General features: G+C 68.7%; 17 protein-coding genes, 1 tRNA gene and 2 pseudogenes. 6 read left to right on the forward strand and 14 right to left on the reverse strand.

Annotation, left to right across the window (positions count from 1 at the left end; translation table 11 throughout):
- Positions 1-87: 87 nt before the first annotated feature.
- Positions 88-1,782, reverse strand: a complete 1,695-nt coding sequence (locus tag ACZ79I_RS33955; protein ID WP_471502688.1) for a thiamine pyrophosphate-binding protein — start codon at positions 1,780-1,782, stop codon at positions 88-90.
- Between the two features lie 273 nt (positions 1,783-2,055).
- On the opposite strand from ACZ79I_RS33955, the gene sucC reads away from it, so the two are divergent.
- The 5 genes from sucC (at position 2,056) to ACZ79I_RS33980 (ending at position 6,668) form a co-directional block, all read left to right on the forward strand.
- A complete protein-coding gene (gene sucC / locus ACZ79I_RS33960; RefSeq protein WP_471502690.1) occupies positions 2,056-3,186 on the forward strand; it encodes an ADP-forming succinate--CoA ligase subunit beta in 1,131 nt (376 codons plus the stop codon).
- Positions 3,187-3,197: 11 nt separating this feature from the next.
- The gene (sucD, locus tag ACZ79I_RS33965; protein ID WP_471502692.1) at positions 3,198-4,115 is read left to right on the forward strand and encodes a succinate--CoA ligase subunit alpha; all 918 of its coding nucleotides are present in this window, start codon (positions 3,198-3,200) and stop codon (positions 4,113-4,115) included.
- 370 nt (positions 4,116-4,485) lie between these two features.
- The gene (locus tag ACZ79I_RS33970) at positions 4,486-6,027 is read left to right on the forward strand and encodes an aldehyde dehydrogenase family protein (RefSeq protein WP_471502694.1); all 1,542 of its coding nucleotides are present in this window, start codon (positions 4,486-4,488) and stop codon (positions 6,025-6,027) included.
- A gap of 325 nt (positions 6,028-6,352) precedes the next feature.
- Positions 6,353-6,484, forward strand: coding sequence for a hypothetical protein (locus tag ACZ79I_RS33975; protein ID WP_471502696.1), 132 nt, complete (start codon positions 6,353-6,355; stop codon positions 6,482-6,484).
- Between the two features lie 99 nt (positions 6,485-6,583).
- Positions 6,584-6,668, forward strand: a tRNA-Leu gene (locus tag ACZ79I_RS33980).
- Here ACZ79I_RS33980 and ACZ79I_RS33985 read toward each other — a convergent pair.
- The 9 genes and pseudogenes from ACZ79I_RS33985 to ACZ79I_RS34025 form a co-directional block, all read right to left on the reverse strand.
- Positions 6,633-7,484: a recombinase zinc ribbon domain-containing protein gene (locus ACZ79I_RS33985; RefSeq protein WP_471502698.1), complete on the reverse strand. Its 852-nt coding sequence runs from the start codon at positions 7,482-7,484 to the stop codon at positions 6,633-6,635. The genes ACZ79I_RS33980 and ACZ79I_RS33985 overlap by 36 nt on opposite strands.
- Positions 7,462-7,566, reverse strand: coding sequence for a hypothetical protein (locus tag ACZ79I_RS33990; protein WP_471502700.1), 105 nt, complete (start codon positions 7,564-7,566; stop codon positions 7,462-7,464). The genes ACZ79I_RS33985 and ACZ79I_RS33990 overlap by 23 nt, the downstream gene beginning before the upstream one ends.
- On the reverse strand, positions 7,551-7,694 hold the full coding sequence (locus ACZ79I_RS33995) for a hypothetical protein (RefSeq protein WP_471505371.1): 144 nt from the start codon (positions 7,692-7,694) through the stop codon (positions 7,551-7,553). The genes ACZ79I_RS33990 and ACZ79I_RS33995 overlap by 16 nt, the downstream gene beginning before the upstream one ends.
- A gap of 346 nt (positions 7,695-8,040) precedes the next feature.
- Positions 8,041-9,125 (reverse strand): IS630 family transposase gene (locus ACZ79I_RS34000; protein ID WP_471493049.1). Its coding sequence is split into 2 segments (ribosomal slippage): positions 8,041-8,600 and positions 8,600-9,125, totalling 1,086 coding nucleotides; the frame shifts between segments, so codons are not numbered across the junction.
- A gap of 60 nt (positions 9,126-9,185) precedes the next feature.
- Positions 9,186-9,815: pseudogene (locus tag ACZ79I_RS34005) on the reverse strand (IS256 family transposase); the annotation flags it as partial.
- Positions 9,816-9,872: 57 nt separating this feature from the next.
- Positions 9,873-10,643, reverse strand: coding sequence for an IS21-like element helper ATPase IstB (gene istB, locus ACZ79I_RS34010; protein ID WP_471502702.1), 771 nt, complete (start codon positions 10,641-10,643; stop codon positions 9,873-9,875).
- Entirely contained in the window at positions 10,640-12,064 is a 1,425-nt protein-coding gene (istA, locus tag ACZ79I_RS34015) for an IS21 family transposase (RefSeq protein WP_471502704.1), read from the reverse strand. The genes istB and istA overlap by 4 nt, the downstream gene beginning before the upstream one ends.
- Before the next feature lie 170 nt (positions 12,065-12,234).
- Positions 12,235-13,749, reverse strand: coding sequence for an ISL3 family transposase (locus ACZ79I_RS34020; RefSeq protein WP_471498703.1), 1,515 nt, complete (start codon positions 13,747-13,749; stop codon positions 12,235-12,237).
- Between the two features lie 182 nt (positions 13,750-13,931).
- Positions 13,932-14,603, reverse strand: a pseudogene (locus ACZ79I_RS34025) (IS256 family transposase); the annotation flags it as partial.
- A 183-nt stretch (positions 14,604-14,786) separates the two neighbouring features.
- Here ACZ79I_RS34025 and ACZ79I_RS34030 point away from each other — a divergent pair.
- Positions 14,787-15,263: a hypothetical protein gene (locus tag ACZ79I_RS34030; RefSeq protein ID WP_189598622.1), complete on the forward strand. Its 477-nt coding sequence runs from the start codon at positions 14,787-14,789 to the stop codon at positions 15,261-15,263.
- A gap of 1 nt (position 15,264) precedes the next feature.
- Here the strand turns inward: ACZ79I_RS34030 and ACZ79I_RS34035 are convergent, their stop codons facing one another.
- The 4 genes from ACZ79I_RS34035 to ACZ79I_RS34050 form a co-directional block, all read right to left on the reverse strand.
- Positions 15,265-16,470 (reverse strand): IS110 family RNA-guided transposase, encoded by a 1,206-nt coding sequence (locus ACZ79I_RS34035; protein ID WP_471502706.1) that lies wholly within the window; start codon positions 16,468-16,470, stop codon positions 15,265-15,267.
- Positions 16,471-16,747: 277 nt separating this feature from the next.
- Positions 16,748-17,005 (reverse strand): hypothetical protein, encoded by a 258-nt coding sequence (locus ACZ79I_RS34040; protein ID WP_471502708.1) that lies wholly within the window; start codon positions 17,003-17,005, stop codon positions 16,748-16,750.
- 376 nt (positions 17,006-17,381) lie between these two features.
- Positions 17,382-17,531 carry a hypothetical protein gene (locus ACZ79I_RS34045; protein WP_471502710.1) on the reverse strand — a complete coding sequence of 50 codons (150 nt, stop codon included), beginning with the start codon at positions 17,529-17,531 and terminating at the stop codon, positions 17,382-17,384.
- A 23-nt stretch (positions 17,532-17,554) separates the two neighbouring features.
- Positions 17,555-18,112, reverse strand: coding sequence for a hypothetical protein (locus ACZ79I_RS34050; protein ID WP_471502712.1), 558 nt, complete (start codon positions 18,110-18,112; stop codon positions 17,555-17,557).
- Between the last annotated feature and the right edge of the window lie 112 nt (positions 18,113-18,224).

An 18,224-nucleotide genomic window follows, 5' to 3' on the forward strand; every position in this document is an offset into this window, starting at 1 on the left:
GTCCGCCCGGTCGTGGCGGTTCCGGCGGTCCCGGCGGTCCCGGCGGTCGTGGTGGTCTCGGTGGTCTCGGTGGTCACCCGGGTCACCTCACTTGTACATCGTCTGGTTCATGGTTCCGGGGGCGTACGCGTCCGGGTCGACCCAGACGTTGATCAGCGAGGGCTTCCCGGACTCACGGGCCCGCTGCAGCGCGGGTGCGATGTCGGCGGGGTCGCGCACCTCCTCGCCGTAGCCGCCCAGCATCTGCGCGAACTTGTCGTAGCGGACGTCGCCGAGCGTGTTGCCCACGCGTTGGCGCTCCGGGCCGTACTTCTGGGCCTGGCCGTAACGGATCTGGTTCATGGAGGAGTTGTTGCCGACGATGCCGACGAAGGGGAGGTCGTAGCGGACGAGGGTCTCGAAGTCCCAGCCGGTGAGGGAGAAGGCGCCGTCGCCGAAGAGGGCGACCACTTCCTTGTCGGGCCGCGCCTGCTTGGCCGCCAGGACGAAGGGGATACCGACGCCGAGCGTGCCCAGCGGGCCCGGGTCCATCCAGTGGCCCGGAGACTTGGGCTGGACGACCTGCCCGGAGAAGGTGACGATGTCGCCGCCGTCACCGATGTAGAGGGAGTCCTCGGTGAGGAAGTCGTTGATCTCGCTGACCAGGCGGTACGGGTGGATCGGCGAGGCGTCCGACCTCAGCTGGGGCAGCCGCTTCTCGGTCGCCGCCTGCTCGACCGCGCGCAGCTCGTCGAGCCACTCCTTGCGCCGGGAGGCGCCGCCGTCGACGCGTCCGGAGGCCGCCTCGGTCACCGACTTCAGGACCAGTCCGGCATCGCCCACGATCCCGAGATCGATGTCCCGGTTCTTGCCGACGGTCCGGTAGTCGAGGTCGATCTGCACGACGGTCGCGTCCGGCGACAGCCGCTTGCCGTAGCCCATGCGGAAGTCGAAGGGCGTGCCGACGACGACGATGAGGTCGGCGTGGGAGAACGCGTACCGGCGCGACAGCTGGAAGTGGTGCGGGTCCCCCGGAGGCAGCGTGCCGCGCCCCGCGCCGTTCATGTACGCGGGGATGTTCAGGGTCCGCACCAGCTCGACGGCCGCCTCGGTGCCGCGGGTCGTCCACACCTGGCTGCCCAGCAGGACGGCCGGCTTCTCCGCGTGCACGAGCAGGTCGGCCAGCTTCTCGACGGCTTCGGGGTCGCCGGCCGAACGGGTCGAGGCCCGGTAGCGACCGGCCTTCGGCAGGCGTGCCTTGTCCACCGGGACCTTGGCGTCGAGGACGTCGCGCGGGATCTCCAGGAAGGAGGGGCCGGGTGCGCCGTGGTAGCACTCGCGGAACGCCATCGACACCATGTCCGCGACGCGCGCCGTGTCCGGCACGGTCGCCGCGAACTTGGTGATCGGCGCCATCATGTCGACGTGCGGCAGGTCCTGCAGGGACCCCATCTTGTGCTGGGTCAGGGCCCCCTGGCCGCCGATCAGCAGCATCGGGGACTCGGCGCGGAAGGCGTTGGCGACACCGGTGACGGCGTCGGTCGTGCCCGGGCCCGCCGTGACGACCGCGCAGCCGGGCCTGCCGGTGATGCGTGCGTAGCCGTCGGCGGCGTGGGCGGCGACCTGCTCGTGGCGTACGTCGACGACCTCGATGCCTTCGTCCACGCAGCCGTCGTAGATGTCGATGATGTGGCCGCCGCACAAGGTGTAGATGACCTCGACACCCTCCGCTCTGAGTGCCTTGGCGACCAGATGCCCACCGGAGATGAGGGCCGTGCTCTTGTCGCTGCTGTCGTCGGGCATGGCGAAGTCCTGTCCCTTCGTAGGGGGGTTGGAACGCTCTCGCGGTACATTGCATACAGTCGACGAATACTGTATGAAGCTTGTTATCCCGCATCCGGTGGGTGGTGTCCAGGGGGTGTGCGGCACTTTTCAGTCATCGCGCGGCCGCCCGTCGATGACTTCGCGGCGCTCGGCCATCGGTTCGCATCGCTTCACGGTCGCCTCCGATCGCCTCCCGATCGCGTCGCGATCGCTCCGCATCACTGCTCGACGACTTGGCAGACGGGAGCCGAGATGGACCTGTACGAACACCAGGCAAGGGAACTCTTCGAGGAATACGGCATCGTGGTGCCGAGGGCCGAGGTCACGGACTCGCCGAAGGAGGCGCGTGAGATCGCCCGCAGGCTGGGTGGCCGGGTCGTCGTCAAGGCGCAGGTGAAGGCCGGGGGCCGCGGCAAGGCGGGCGGCGTCAAGCCGGCCGCGGATCCGGCCGCCGCCGAACTGACGGCACGCCAGATCCTCGGCATGGACATCAACGGGCACACGGTCGGCAGGGTGATGCTGGCCCAGCCCGTGGACATCGAGCACGAGTTCTACGTCGGCTACGTCCTCGACCGCGCGGCCGGCCGCTTCCTCGCGATCGCCTCCGCGCAGGGCGGCATGGAGATCGAGGAGGTCGCCGCCACCAGGCCCGAAGCGGTGGCGCGCATACCCGTCGACCCCGCCGACGGCGTCACCTCCGCGAAGGCGGGCGAGATCGCCGAAGCGGCCGGACTGCCCCCGCAGACCGTCGACGTACTCGTACGCCTGTGGGAGGTGCTCGTCCGCGAGGACGCCGTACTCGTCGAGGTCAACCCCCTCGTGCGCACCACGCGAGGACGGATCCTCGCGCTCGACGGCAAGATCACCCTCGACGACAACGCCCGGTTCCGGCAGGCCCGTTGGGGCACCGACGACGCCGAACGCGACGACCTCCTGGAGGCGCGGGCCGCCGCCAAGGGCCTCAACTACGTGAAACTGGACGGTGAAGTCGGCATCATCGGCAACGGCGCCGGCCTCGTCATGTCGACACTGGACGTGGTCGCGGGCTGCGGCGCCCGCCCCGCCAACTTCCTCGACATCGGTGGCGGAGCCTCCGCCCAGACCATGGCCGACGGGCTGTCCGTCATCCTCTCCGACCCGGCGGTGAAGTCGGTCCTCGTCAACGTCTTCGGTGGCATCACCGCCTGCGACGCGGTCGCCGACGGCATCGTGCGGGCCCTGGACTCCGTCCGGCTGACCAAACCGTTGGTGGTACGGCTCGACGGCAACAACGCCGCCCGGGGACGCGCGATCCTCGACGCCCGCCGGCATCCCCTGGTCCAGCAGGTCAGCGCCATGGACGGCGCCGCCCGCCGGGCCGCCCAACTCGCCAACGCCGCCTGAAGGAGCCCGCCATGGCCATCTACCTCACCAAGGAGAGCAAGGTCCTCGTCCAGGGCATGACCGGGGGCGAGGGCATGAAGCACACCCGCCGCATGCTCGCCGCCGGCACCGACGTCGTCGGCGGCGTCAACCCGCGCAAGGCCGGCCGCACCGTCGACTTCGGTGTCCCCCGGTGGCCTGAGGGCCCTGGAGGCACCCCCGGCGCCGTCCCCGTCTTCGGCTCGGTCCGTGAGGGCATGGCGGCGACCGGGGCCGACGTCACCGTCGTCTTCGTCCCGCCCGCGTTCGCCAAGGCGGCCGTCATCGAGGCCGCCGACGCCGGTATCGGCCTCGCCGTCGTCATCACCGAGGGCATCCCCGTGCACGACTCGGTCGCCTTCCACGCGTACGCGAAGTCCAAGGGCACCAGGATCATCGGCCCCAACTGTCCCGGCCTGATCACTCCCGGGCAGTCGAACGCGGGCATCATCCCCGCCGACATCACCAAGCCGGGACGCATCGGCCTGGTCTCCAAGTCCGGCACGCTCACCTACCAGCTGATGTACGAGCTGCGGGACATCGGCTTCTCGACGTGCGTCGGCATCGGCGGCGACCCGGTCGTCGGCACGACCCACATCGACTGCCTGGCCGCCTTCGAGGCCGACGCCGACACCGAACTGATCGTGATGATCGGCGAGATCGGCGGCGACGCGGAGGAACGTGCCGCCGCCTACATCCGCGAGCACGTCACCAAGCCGGTCGTCGGCTACATCGCCGGCTTCACCGCCCCCGAGGGAAAGACCATGGGTCACGCGGGCGCGATCGTCTCGGGCTCCTCCGGCACGGCACGCGCGAAGAAGGAGGCCCTGGAGGCGGTAGGGGTCAGCGTGGGGAGCACTCCTACCGAGACAGCGCGGCTGGCACTGGCGATACTGGAAGGAACGGCGTGACGTCACTCATAGTCGCCGCGAGGTGACTGTTCCGTTTCGTGCCAGGTCACCACCATCGTTTCGTAGGACGACCGTTCGTTCCACACCAGACGACAACGCGCCGCGTACGACTCGCCGCGTACGACGGCAGCATCCGCAGTACCGGCGGCCCGGCATCCGCAGCACGGCCGGCCTCCATCGCCTCGCCCCACGGCGGCCTCCGTCGTCGCCCTGAGCCGGCCCCCGGCACCACGGCTGCTTCCCGTCACCCCCGGCGGCTGCCGCCCCACGACATCCGCGCACGACATCCGCGCACGACATGTGCGTCCCGAGCGCCGCACCGGCCGTGCACCTCCCGCCCCCGACTGTGCACCGAGAGCGGAGCAACCGAATGGCACAGACCCTCACCCTCAAATCCGGTACCTCATGGTCCGACGCCTGGCAGCGCTGCCTCACCGTCGCCCCCGAGGCGTTCCGGGACGACCGTGTCCTCAACCTCTGGGACTCCGTCTGGCAGGCGGACGGCCGGGCGCTGCCCGCCACCAGCCCGGTCGACGGCAGCCCCGTCGCGGGCCCGCCCCGCCTCGACCGGGGCACCGCCCGGCGCGCGGTACGAGCCGCCCTGGACCGGCACCGGGCCTGGCGCCATGTGCCCCTGCCCGAACGCCGGGCCCGGGTCGCCGCGACCCTCGACGCCCTCACCGAGCACCGCGAACTGCTCGCCCTCCTGCTCGTGTGGGAGATCGGCAAGCCATGGCGGCTGGCCCAGGCCGACGTGGACCGGGCCGTCGACGGCGTGCGCTGGTACGTCGACGGAATAGAACAGATGATCGGCGACCGGGGTCCGCTGGACGGCCCGGTCTCGAACATCGCGAGCTGGAACTACCCGATGAGCGTGCTCGTGCACGCCATGCTGGTGCAGGCCCTGGCGGGCAACGCGGTCATCGCCAAGGCCCCGACCGACGGCGGTGTCGCCTGCCTCACCCTGGCCTGCGCACTCGCCGCCCGTGAGGGGATACCCGCCACCCTCGTCAGCGGCAGCGGAGGAGAGCTGTCGGACGCGCTGGTACGGGCCCCCGAGATCGGCTGTGTCTCCTTCGTCGGCGGCCGCGACACGGGCGCCGCCGTTGCCACCGCCGTCGCCGACCTGGGAAAACGGCACATTCTCGAGCAGGAGGGCCTGAACACCTGGGGCATCTGGAACTACACGGACTGGGAGTCCCTCACGGCGGTCGTCCCGAAGCTCTTCGACTACGGCAAACAGCGCTGCACGGCTTATCCGCGCTTCGTCGTCCAGCGCTCCCTGTTCGACGAGTTCCTGTCGGCGTACCTGCCCGCGGTCCGCACCCTCAGGGTCGGCCACCCGCTGGCGGTGGAGAAGCGCACCGACCCCTGCCCGGACCTGGACTTCGGCCCGGTGATCAACGCGGCCAAGGCCAAGGACCTGACCGACCAGGTCGCCGAGGCCGTCAACCGCGGCGCGATCCCGCTGCACCGCGGCAGGGCGGCCGACGCCCGCTTCCTGCCCGGCCAGGACACGTCGGCGTATGTCCACCCCGTGACCCTCTTGAACCCGCCCTCGTCCTCCCCGCTGCACCACGCGGAACCGTTCGGCCCGGTCGACACGATCGTCCTGGTCGACACGGAGGCGGAGCTGCTGGCGGCGATGAACGCGTCGAACGGGGCCCTGGTCGCCACGCTCTCCACGGACGACAGGGCGACGTACGACCGGCTCGCCCCGCAGATTCGCGCGTTCAAGGTCGGCCACGGCACGCCACGCTCCCGCGGCGACCGCGACGAGCTCTTCGGCGGCTTCGGCGCGTCCTGGCGCGGCGCGTTCGTGGGCGGCGAGCTCCTGGTCCGGGCGGTGACCCAGGGCCCGGCGGGGGAGCGGCTGCCGGGGAACTTCCCCGACTACCAGCTCATGCCGTGACGGGCGAGCCGCAGCAGACGGGTGCCCCGGCCACCGCCCGGCAGCGGGGCCCCGGACCCTGCACGGGCTGGGGGCTCGCACCGGGTGCCCGTGAGCCGGTGGTACCGCCCCGCGAAGTCGAAGAGGTCCCGGCTGGCTGGGTACCCCGAGCGGCAGCCCCCCGCTCTGCGCGGGGGGCGCGGCAAGCCCGTCCGGCTCTCTTGCGCCTGCCCCTCCTTCGGCCCGGCGACGGGCAGCAGGCGGTCCCAGAGTCGGGACGCCCTCGATCTCGGGCACGGCGTCCGCCTCCAGCCACACGCGACGGAGGGGGGCCGTAGGGGCGTGCATGGCGGCGGTCGTGACGCCGACCCGCCGCGAGGCGGAGCACCGATTCCTCGCCCCGCTGGACGCGGAGGAGGCGGCATCGCTCGTTCGGACCCTGCGCCTTCTGCTGGAGCCGCACGGCCCCCGGGAGTGACGGCCACCGCCGGATACGCAGGTGAAGGCCACTCCGAAACCTTGGTATCGTTATCCCTGTCGCCCCGGGGCAGCACCCCGGCCAGGCGGCGAACACCTGGTCCGGGTGGCGGAATGGCAGACGCGCTAGCTTGAGGTGCTAGTGCCCTTTATCGGGCGTGGGGGTTCAAGTCCCCCCTCGGACACAACCACTGACGATACGGTGACGAGGGCCTCGACCTTACGGTCGCGGTCCTCGTTGCGTGTTCGTAGCTGATCGTGATGCCGAGGGCTTCGTAGAGCGGGCCTTTCTCGTCGGCCGCGGCTGTCTGGATGCGCTGTGCGATGTTTCCAAGACTGTCAGTGATCTGTCGGATCTGTTGCGCGTCGGGTGGGGCTTCCTTTTTTCGAGTGGCAGCAGGGCGCGCGTCGAGCTTCTTCTGCGCCGCTTCCTTGTCGGTCTGCGCCTGGTTGATCCACTGGGTGACGACGGCTGGGTCGGCTCCGGCTTCGAGGGCTGCTTGGTAGCGGGCGAGTCGTCGCTCGCAGTCCTTGATCGCCTGGCGTGCTTGAGCCTGCTCGGGCGTATGAGTCTCTGCCGTGCTTGCCGCGGCGCTGGCGTGGGTGAGTGCTTCGATGGTGGCGGCGAGCCGGTCGGGGGCGAAGGCCCGGGCGATCCACCGGTCCAGGGCCCGGCACACGACGTCCTCGCGCAGGTTGACGGTGCGCGGGTGGGTGAGGTCGGGGTAGAGGGCGGCTTCCTGGTCCTTGAATTCGCAGCGGTAGTAGACGTGGTTGCGGATGGTGGCGGGCTGCATCTTGCGCCCGCAGAGGCTGCACCGGACCCGCCCGCGCAGGGCGTAGGGGCGCGCGCCTTGTTTTCCGGCTCGCTCCTGCCGGCCCTGGTTGCGGGCGCGCTGTCTGCGGAGGGTCTGGACGGTGTCGAACCGGTTCGGGGTGATGATCGCTTCGTGGGCGGGTTCGTTGGAGCGGATCCATTCATCGCGGGGGTTGTGGGTCATGGTGGTGCGGTGGCCGATCCTTGCGTTGTTTGTTCCAGACCTCGTGGCCGGTGTAGCGGGGGTTGATCAGGATGGCGCGCACGGCGCCCTGCTGCCATGCGGTTTCGGGCGGTGGGGGTTGCGGCCCGGATCGTGGGCAGAGGGGCAGGGGATGCCGTCCCGGGTGAGCCGGGCGGCGATGGCCTTGTCGCTCATGCCGTCGACGTACATGGTGAAGATGCGCTGCACGATGGGCGCGGCGACGGGGTCGGGCTCCAGTTTGTGGATGCGCTGGCCGGCGGCGGCCTTTGAAGGGTTGGGGTGGGGTCCGGCGTCGGCGATCCGGTACCCGTACGGGGCCGTCCGCCGAGGTAGCGGCCCTGGAGCTGGGCCTGGGAGCCCATGGCGGTCCGCACCCGGATCTTGATGCGGTTGCGTTCTCCCTTGCTCATGCCGCCGAAGACGGACATGACCAGGTCGTGGGCCTCGTTGTCGGGGTCGATCGGGCCGCCAACCTCGGGCACCCACAGTGGGATGCGGGTCTGTCCAGCCAACGGTGTAACTCGGGTGGTGTGAGTTACTGACATTGTTGCCGTGATGTCGTCAAGGTGAGGCCGGTTTCGGCGAGACATCCGTCGATGAGGTTGCTGCGGTACTGGATCTGGCGGAGACCGTGGCGAAGCGCGCTCATGAGGTGGTCCGGGTTGGTGAATGCGGTGTTGGCCTGGCTGCTGCGTCGCAGCAGTGACCAGATGCCCTCGACGGGGTTGAGGTCGGGTGCATAGGACGGCAGGAAGTAGCAGGTGATCCAATCGTGAGTGTCAATGAACTCCCGCAGCCGATGGTCTTTGTGGACGTTCAGGTTGTCCCACACCAGCACGATCGGTGCGCCAAGCTGCTGGTGGGCGGCGATGAGCAGGTCGCGGTAGTCGGTCCAGGTGAAACTGCGTCTGCCGCCCCGCTTGTGATCGACGTGGCGTTTGGGCCGGTAGACCAGGCGTGAGCGTTCACCCTGCTTGTAGCAGGCCAGGGCGGCGATGGAGAAGCGGCGCTGGGAACGTCCCCGCACCCGGATGACGGGTGTGTGGCCGCGCCGGGCCCAGGTGCGGGCGGTGGGCGGCGTCATCGAGAAGCCGGCCTCGTCTTCGAAGCACAGCCAGGCCCCGAGCGCCGCCACGGACCTTCCACCTGCGGCCAGGTTCCCTTCACCCAGCCGGTGACGGCGTCCTCGTCCCGCTCTACCGCGCGGCGGGCGGGGACCTGATGGCTGAAACCGTGGCGGTGCAGCATCTGCGCGATGGCCGACAGCGTCATGCTCTTGTGGAACCGGCGCCCGATCAGCGTCTTGATCCGCGCGAGCGTCCACGTCTGGTCCGGCCAGCCGTGCGCTACCGGCCCCCTGGCCAGCTCCTGCTCGAGCGCCGCAAACAGTGCCTCACTCAGCTTGGGCTGGGACGCCTGCCCCTTCGACTCCAGGGCCGGTGTTCCGCCGTGCTCCCATGCCTGGTGCCACCGCTGTATCGACCGCACGCTGACACGTAACTGCCTGGCGATAGCTGCATTGTCGTGTTCCAGGGCGAACAACTCGGCCGCCTGCATCCGGATGTGCTCGCGAAACGCCCGTCGCTCCGCGGTCAGCCCGCCCCCTTGCGGATACCTCATGTGACCGGCCTACTGCGACAAGCACAGCTTGTCGACCCCCACGACATCACGCCAGCAAGGTCAGTAGCGGCGGCCGACGGAGAGTCGGCCGTCGAAGGCGATGTCGAAGGCCTGCAGGGCGGGCTTCCAGCGCATGGTCCAGCGTTTGCGTCCCTGGCCGGTGGGGTCCAGGCTCATGACGGCCATGTAGACGCATTTGAGGGCTGCGGCCTCGTTCGGGAAGTGGCCGCGGGCCCGGACGGCTTTTCGTATGCGAGCGTTGACCGACTCGATCGCATTGGTGGTGCAGACGACACGGCGGATCTCGGTGTCGAACTGGAGGAACGGTACGAACTCGGCCCAGGCGTTCTCCCAAAGCCGCACGATCGCCGGATATTTGGCGCCCCACTCCTCCTGAAACTCCAGGAACCGGTCTTCCGCCGCACTCGCGGTCGGAGCGGTGTAGACCGGCTTGAGCGCGCGGGAGATCTTGTCCCAGTCCTGGCGGCCCGCGTAGCGGAACGAGGCCCGGATCAGGTGAACGACGCAGGTCTGGGTCACCGCCTGGGGCCAGACCGCCGAGATCGAGTCGGGCAGGCCCTTGAGCCCGTCGCAGACGACCATGCACACGTCCTCGACGCCGCGGTTCTTGATCTCGGTCAGGACCTGGAGCCAGTACTTGGCGCCTTCGCCGCCATCGCCGGCCCACAGACTGTCCGCGTACTTGTCTGAGTGCACCACCGAGTACGAAGTTGTGTGCACCACCCCTCAAGCGACGTCGGTGTCCCGCTCGATGGCTTGGAGGCGGTTCTTGAGCCGGTAGCTGTTGCCGTTGATCGAGACGACCTCGCAGTGGTGCAGGAGGCGGTCAAGGATCGCGGTGGCCAGGACCTCGTCGCCGAAGACTTGGCCCCACTCACCGAAGGTCTTGTTCGAGGTCAGGATGATCGAGCCCTTCTCGTAACGCTTGGAGATGACCTGGAAGACCAGATTCGCTTCGGCCCGCTCCAGTGGCTGATAGCCCACCTCGTCGACCACGAGAACAGCGGGGCGAAGGTAGCTGGTGAGCTTGCTCATCAGCCGGCCCTGGTCCTCGGCGGCCTTGAGGTGGCGGACCATGTCGTCGAGGCTGGTGAAGTAGATCGAGTAGCCAGCCCGGCAGGCCGCGACCGCGAGGGCGACGGCGATGTGTGTCTTGCCGACCCCGGGCGGTCCGAGCAGGGCGACGTTGGCCTTGTCGTCGACGAAGGAGAGGGTGGCCAGATCCTTGACCTTGCGCGGGTCGAGGTCAGGCTGGAAGGAGAAGTCGTAGTCTTCCAGCGTCTTGTGGTGCGGCAGCTTCGACAGCCGCAGGCCGTTGCGGAAGCGGCGGTCGTCACGGACCGCGAGTTCCTCGGCCAGCACCAGGTCGAGCAGGTCGAGGTAGCCCATCTTGGCCTCGTTGGCCCGCTGGACGTACTCGTTCAGGGCCTCGGCCAGGTGCGGCAAGCCGAGCTTGACGGCGGTGGTGCGGATGCGGGTGCTGGTCAGCTCGCTCAACGGGCTTCCTTGGTCGGGGCGGGTGAGGTGAAGGGACGGGTGCCGGTCAGCTGGTCATAGACCGACAGCGGACGGCGGCCGACCTCGACGTGGGCGGCGACGGACCGGTTCAGCAGAGCCTGCAGCGGTCCGGTCTCCGGCCGGCCCGGCTGGCTGCTGCGTCGAGGTGGAGACAGAGCGTCGTCGCCGGTGGTGACCCGGCGGCCGGCGCCGGTAGGAAGGCCGTCCCAGTGCCTCTCATCCACGATGCGGGCGCCGCGGCCAACCGCCCGAGGGTGGACGGCCAGCAGCGTCTGCCCGCTGGCGTCGGGGACGGTGGAGTGCAGCGTGACCTGGGACTTCGTGGCCCGGATCTCGACCAGTTGACGGGGGCGGACCCTGCGGGCGGGCACCGAGTAGAGGTTCGCATCGAAGGCAACCAGGCAGTCCTTGCCGACGTGCCGCAGATGCCGCTGGGCGACCACATAGGGGGCCGTAGGCAGCGGGCGGAGGGCCATATGATCGCGCACGGCCCGGTGTCCGATGACTTCGCCATGAGTGCCGTGGACCTTCGCGCGCCGCAACGGAACCCAGGCCATGAACGCGGCGTCCAGTTCCTCGACGGAGGAGAAGGCCCGGCCGGCCAGCACATGGTCGCGGACGATGTTCACCTGCCGCTCGACCCGCCCCTTGCCCTGCGGGCGGTAGGCGGCCAGCACGTCGATGTCGAAGTCGTAGTGCCCGGCGAAGGCGACCGCCTCCGGGTGCAGCGGAACCGCCTCACCTGGAGCGACGTGCCGGCGCACGACCGTCTTGGTCCGGTCGTAGACGATGCTCATCGGCACCCCGCCGAAGTGCGCGAATGCCTGACGGTGGCAGTCGAAGAACGTCGCCAGGTCCTGGCTGGTGGTGAAGCAGCAGAACGGATCGCGCGAGTACGACAGCGTCATGTGGAACGAGTAGACCTTCGGGATGCCGACATGGGCGAGGATCTTGCCCTCATCGCCCCAGTCCACCTGGGCCTGAGCACCCGGAACGACCTCGAACCGCCGGTGCAGACCCGCCAGCTCACCCGGGCCGATGCCCAGTTCCTCCGCGATCCGGGGCCGGGCCTCCTGCAGATAGAGCTTCACCCGCTGGTAGTTGATGCCGATCCCGTACTCCTGGACCAGGCGCTCGTGGATAACCCTTCCCTTGAGCAGGATCTCGGACCTGAGCATCGCGTCGATCAGCGGCGCGACCTCGTCCACCACGCGCCGTGGCCGCTGGCCTGCTGCTTCTCTCTGCGGCGGCGCGAGCGAAGCGGGGTCTTTGAGGTACTTGCTGACCGTCCGCCGGTTCAGCCCGGTCTCCTTCGCGATCTCCCGCAGGCTCATCGCACCGGACTCGTACAGCGGACGAAAGCGCCTCAACTCCAGCCACCGATGTGGATCCAAGACCACCGTCAGCCGCCTCCCTGCCACCCCGAACCGACAGCAGCAGACTCACGGCCAACACCCCATCACCGCACCGAAAACGGTGCACATTCCTCTGTACGAAGTGGTGCACGTTCACGGCCCTGGCAAGATTTCCGTGAAGTTGGGGTGTGCCCCCGTGCGCTGGTGACGCTCCGTCACGGGTGATGGCGTCGGAGCAAGGCCATGAGGATGACACGGTGGCGGAGCAACCGGACCCCCGCGCGGCCGGCCATGATCCGTTTCTGGAGCTTCAGGTCGGTAATGCGGCCTTCGTTGACGCCGGAGTTGAACGGGGTGGTGATGCCCTGCACTACTGCGGGCTGGTCTTCGCGGATGGCCTTGGCCAGGCTGGCCAAGGCTGGGAGGCGGGAAGTTGCGAGTTGCTCGAGCCAGTCCGGTAGCGGTGAGGCGTCGCGGGCTTCGAGCATGGCGGCGAACCGACGCACCAGGTCGTGGGTTCGGTCCAGCTCCGGGCAGTGTTCGAGCAGCCGTCTGAGTGCCTCGGCTGCGTGCAGGCTGCGCCGCGATGGCGCGGTGGTGATCCAACGGGCGACTTCGCGGGGCGAGGGCGGCCGCTCGCGTGGGGTGTCGATCGGCAGGCCGCGGCGGAGCGGCGCAATGGCCATCTTGACCCGCTGGTAGTGGCCGCGGTAGCCCTTGGCGACGATCTCCTGGTGCAGCACGGTCGCGGTGTGCTCGCCCTCCTCCCACCGCTGCCGCAAGTACTCCAGGTAGGGATCGAGGCTGGTGGGCCGGCGGGGCCGGGTGCGGCGTACGCACTCCTGCCAGGTGGCGGCTCGCGCGTATTTGCGCACGGTGCGCCGGTTCAGGCCCAGCTGATTGGCTGCGGCGTTGAGCGAGCGGCCGGTGTCGATCACCGCGTGCACCGCCTCGAAGAGGTTCTTCGCGTGGCGGCGGGCGGGGGTGTCGGCCTGGTCGGACGGTGCCGCTGGGCTCGGTGGCAGGGCCGGTTCGGGTTCGGGCACCGCGGCGGGCAGGCAGCCGCGGTGGGCGGCTGCAATATCCCCGACACGCTTCGACAGGCCCTGCCACAGATGGAAGCGGTCACTGACCTGCACCGCTTCCGGGGCGCCGTCGGTGATGCCCTGCCGATAGATGAGCGAGCCGTCCCGGCACACCACCTCAACGCCGGGGTGTGCCCGCAACCAGGCGGCCAGCTGCTCGGCGTCGCGCCCGGCCCACAGCTCGATCGGCAGCCGGGTGTCGGCATCCACCAGCAGGGTGCCGTAGACATCTGCGTACAGCGCGAAGTCGTCCACGCCCAGCACCCGCGGGGCGGCTGCTGGCGGAAGCGGCATGCGCATCAGGTGAAACAGCACGCTGGTCCGCGACAGGGGCACCTTCAGGATGCGCAGGAGCCGGGCTCCGCCTCGGCCGGCGAGCACCACCCCGGCCGTCTCCACCAGATGCTGCAGCAGAGGACTGCGGCGCTGATAGCGAACCGTGAGCCCATCAACTTGCTCGGCGAACGTCCGCCGTCGGCAGCGCGGGCTGTCACAGAACAACCGCCGTACCGACAGTCCGATCAGCACCGGTCGACCGCCGACGGCGACATCGGCCAGCGTACGCGTATAGCGGCTGTGCACCCGCACCGAACCGCGACCGCAGTCCGGACAGGACACCTGCAACTCATGGGTACGGGCAGCCACATGCACTGTGCCGGCCTCTGCCCACACCCGTTCCACCCGCACCGCATCAAGGTGCGGAGACACAATCCGTACGAGGTCGTCACACTCGCTGACAATGCCGCGTGCTGTGACGGAGCATCACCAGCGCACGGGGGCACACCCCAACTTCACGGAAATCTTGCCAGGGCCACGTTCACTTGTACGCCGACACACAGACCGAGAATGTCGCGCGTGCCGTCCACCGTTACCGCGAGTGCGACGTAGATCGGCCAGTTCGCCACCTGCCCGTCTCGCACCTTCACGTGCACGCAGTCGATGAAGATCACCGGATAGACCGGGTCCAGCGGCCGGTTCTGCCACTCGGCCATCCCGTCCATGACCTTGTCGGTGATGGTCGAGATGGTCTGCTTGGACACGCTCGCGCCATAGACCTCGGCCAGGTGGGCGGAGATGTCACCGTGCGTCAGACCACGCGCGGACAGCGACAGGACCATCTCGTCGACACCGGTCAGCCGCCGCTGCCGCTTCTTGACGATCTGCGGCTCGAAGCTGCCGTCGCGATCACGCGGCACCGTGATCTCCACCGGACCGACGTCGGTCAGCACGGTCTTGGACCGGGCCCCATTACGGCTGTTGCCGCTACCGGCACCGGCCGGGTCGTGCTTCTCATAGCCGAGGTGGTCGGTGATCTCGCCTTCGAGAGCGGACTCCAACACGCGCTTGGTCAGCTGCTGCAACAGCCCGCCCTCGCCGGTCAGCTGCAGGCCGCTCGCGCGGGCCCGGTCGACCAACTGCCCGATCAACTGCTCGTCTAGCACGTCCGCCTGCAACTCGGCCGGCCAGACCTCTTCAACCGCCTCGGCAGAGACAGTCACGTCGCTCATCAGGTGCTACTTCCATGATCGGGAGTTACACCGAAGACCGTACAGACCCCGCGAGTTCACGTTTTCTGAAGGGTTCGAGTGGTGAACTCGCGGGCGCTCGGGGGGGTGCCCCTATGTCTTTGGTCAAGGGAAACGAGGGTGCGTCGGGGTAGGGGAGCCGGGCAGCATGGCGGGGTGGCTGATCTGCTGTGGGATGACGTGAGTTCTTTCTTCGACCCGGACTCGATGGGGTCGCTGCCGGACGTGCGTGTCCCGGATGTCTCGGTGGAGGGCTGGCAGGCGGTCCTTGATCTTGTCGCGGAGAAGGGCTGGAAGTGCCAGTACTCGGAGGGAGAGACGGTGCTCCCGGTGCCCCGGGCGGAGGTCGTGCTGTCCCGCCCGGTGGATGCCGAGTGTCCGAGCCTGCGGGTCTGGCCGACTGCTGATGTGCTGGCGATCTTCCGCTTCCTTGACGACGAGGTCGTCGACTTCGACGTCGATCTGCGGGAGTTGCAGGGGCAGGAACGACTCGATGTGTTGTGCGGCTTTCTCCGGGAGATCGGGCGGCGGTTGGGCAGACCGGTGCTGATGGACGGGGAGGGTGCCTATGGCCATCCGATCCTCGGCTTCGATGTCGAGACTGATCGAGTCGTCCTTCTCATGGAGCCGTAGGTCAGGCGGCTGAGCCCGATTGCTGAGGTTCGTAGAAGGTGCCGTCGCGGAGCATGGCGAAGAGGACGTCGGCTCGGCGTCTGGCGAGGCAGAGCAGGGCCTGGGTGTGGTGTTTGCCCTGGGCGATCTTCTTGTCGTAGTAGGCCCGCGAGACCGGGTCGCCCAGGGCGGCGAACGCAGAGAGAAAGAAAGCTCGTTTGAGCTGCTTGTTTCCCCTTCGGGAAGGCTGTTCTCCGCGGATCGAGGACCCCGATCTCCGGGTTGCCGTGGCGAGACCCGCGTAGGCGGCGAGGTGGCCGGCCGTCGGGAAGGTGCTGCCGTCGCCGACCTCGATCAGGATGCGGGCTCCGGTCCTGACACCGACTCCTGGCATCGAGGTCAGGACCTTGGAAAGAGGGTGGGCCTCCAGTAGTTCCTCGATCCGCCCGGCCAAGAGCTTGCGCTGGTCGAGGACGGCCGTCAGGGATGTGGCGAGGCTCGGGACGATCAGCGCGGCCGCTTCAGTTCCTGGGACCGTCACGGTCTGCTCGTCCAAGGCGGCGAAGATCTCCTCGACCAGCCGCTCGGCCATCCTCGGCGCCTTCGGCCGCAGCAGCGTGACCAGCCGCCGTCGGCCGGCCTTGCGTATCTGGGCCGGTGACCCGAACTGTTCCAGCAGTGTGAGAACGGCTGGGTGCTGCAACCGCGGCCCCAGCACCCGTTCCAGCGAGGGATGGATCTGGGTCAGCAGGCCGTGCAGCCGGTTCGCGACCCGGGTGGCCTCGCCGGTCAGGTCGTCGTCGAACCCAACGATCATCTCCAGCTCGGCGATCGTCTCGTCCTCGCCGTCGATCGCCCGCAGCGTGTGCGGCATCGCGCGGGCCGTGTCCGCGATGATGAACGCGTCCTTCGCGTCCGTCTTCGCCTCACCCGGATAGAGGTCGGCGATCCGCCGCATCGTCAGTCCCGGGAGATAAGCGACCGGGCAGCCCATGTCCCTCGCGACCGCCAGCGGCAGGGCCCCGATTGAGGCCGGCTGGTCGACGACGACCAGCACCGTTCCGTGCTTGGCCTGGAGTTTCGCGAACAGTTCGCGGAGCTTGGGCTCGGTGTTGGGCAGGCGCTTGTCGAACGCCTTCTTTCCGCCCGGGGTGACGGCGGTGGCGTGGTGTTCGCCCTTGCCGACGTCCAGGCCGAGGAAGACGTCGATGTCGCCGGTGTCGATCACGCGCAGGCCCCTCCATCACGCTTTCGTCCGGCCTTGCCAGGGCACCGAGCTGCCACATCCACGTTACGGAGAGCTCTTCCAGCTCGGGTGAAGCTGGCGCTCAAGCCCCTCATCAGCGGTCCGTCGATGCCTCCGGACCCGGTGACACCACCCCCCGGATCATCAACAACAGGAGGGGGAAGTCATGCCGGACCCGAAGGCCGGAGGCCCCATTGCGGAGCCACGAAGAAGGTAACGGGGGGGTAAACCGGGAGGCCGAGACTGGGGTTCGTGTCTGTCAGCGGGATGTAGTTGCCGACGGGGCGGGGGACCCGGAAGGCTCGCTTCCCACTTCCGGCAACGACAGATCGCCACCTGCCCCCAGCAGGAACGCCAACAGCGTGACCACAACGAGCGCGGTCCCGATTGCCGCCACCGGGTCGCCTTTGGCTTCCGTCCCGGGCTGGCTGTTCTTGGAATGGCGGTAGATGGCGTAGCCGACGAGGCAGCCGATCACGAAGATCAAACCATTCACCGGAGAGATGTGCAGGTTCACCGAAGCCCTCAGATGTTCCCGGGGCGTGTTGGCAGGCCCCATAACGATTGGGAAGGGGCCCCTCAGGGAGCGGTGTGCAATCAAGCGAGGGTCGCTCGGCAAGTCGCGGTCTTTGCTCTGGCTTGACTAAAGCCTCACCAAAACCGCTCATATGAGCGGCACTCTGCACGGCTGAGGGGATTTTTTTATGGGCCCCGGCCCTGAAAGGGAGTTGGCGTGCGGATCGGTGAACCTGCGGTGTGTTCTGCGACCGCAGATGACGCACCCAGAGAACGGAGTATAAGGCGGCAGCCTCCAGGAGGGCGCCGGTTCCCGGGAGTTGAGTGGTCGAGGCAGATCGGGCCGGGGAGCCAGCCGACGGAAATGCTTCCCAGGGTCAGGTGCCGGACGTCGCCCGGACCGCGTCGGCGTATCGAACTGCCGCTGCGGTGCTCATGCCGAACACCGTGACCAAGTGCAGGGGGTCGCCGGCGGTGGCGGCGGCTTCGTCGAGGATCCGATCGGTCCGGAGCTGGGTGGTGGTCACGCCCATGCTCCTGAGCCGCGTGGTCATCCAGGTGTGCGTCGTGGGGCCGAGTTCGTGGGCGGTTCGCTTGCTGACCAACAGGTGCGGGTTGGCGGTGCGGGGCCAGGTGGATCGTCGAACTTGCAGGTAGTCGCTGATCGCTTGGCGCGTGTAAGGGTCCAGTGGTCGGTGGATCCCGCGTAGGTGGATGCGCTCGGCAAGCAGGTCGACGTCGTCGAGCCGGACGAGTCTGGTCTCCTCCGCCCCAGGGCATGGATGGCGGTCAGCGCGAGGACGACGCGGAGGGTGGGGTCATCTGCGGCCATGTCGGCGGCCTGGGCCAGCCGGTGGGGTGCCAGGGGCTGGGGGATGGTGCCGGCGGTCTTGCCGCCTCGGAGATAGCGGGTGGGATCAGCGAAGATCACCTTCTGGGCCTTGAGGGTCTTGAACAGCGCCCGGAGCCCCACGATCGCGCGATGGCGGTCCTTGGTCACCGTGTCGAGCCAGGCCTTGCAGCCCTCGCGGGTGACCTGCCGCAACGTGTGATAGTCGCGGCCGACATGCTGCAGAAAGGGCAGGACGGCCCACAGCTTGTTTCTCACGGTCTGGGTCGCCCGCGGGCGGGCCCGCTGTCTGCCATGGCGCATGCGCCCAATCCAGACGAGGGTCTCCTCCTCGATGCCAGCGGGCAGCCCTGCTCAGTTCCGGCCGAAG

The organism is Streptomyces sp. PSU-S4-23 (assembly GCF_055632315.1).

Coding starts and splice junctions, on each gene's coding strand:
- sucD (WP_471502692.1), top strand. CDS start 3,198: ATGGCCATCTACCTCACCAAGGAGAGCAAGGTCCTCGTCCAGGGCATG.
- ACZ79I_RS33975 (WP_471502696.1), top strand. CDS start 6,353: ATGGCGGCGGTCGTGACGCCGACCCGCCGCGAGGCGGAGCACCGATTC.
- ACZ79I_RS33970 (WP_471502694.1), top strand. CDS start 4,486: ATGGCACAGACCCTCACCCTCAAATCCGGTACCTCATGGTCCGACGCC.
- ACZ79I_RS33985 (WP_471502698.1), bottom strand. CDS start 7,484: ATGACCCACAACCCCCGCGATGAATGGATCCGCTCCAACGAACCCGCC.
- sucC (WP_471502690.1), top strand. CDS start 2,056: ATGGACCTGTACGAACACCAGGCAAGGGAACTCTTCGAGGAATACGGC.
- ACZ79I_RS33995 (WP_471505371.1), bottom strand. CDS start 7,694: ATGTACGTCGACGGCATGAGCGACAAGGCCATCGCCGCCCGGCTCACC.
- ACZ79I_RS33955 (WP_471502688.1), bottom strand. CDS start 1,782: ATGCCCGACGACAGCAGCGACAAGAGCACGGCCCTCATCTCCGGTGGG.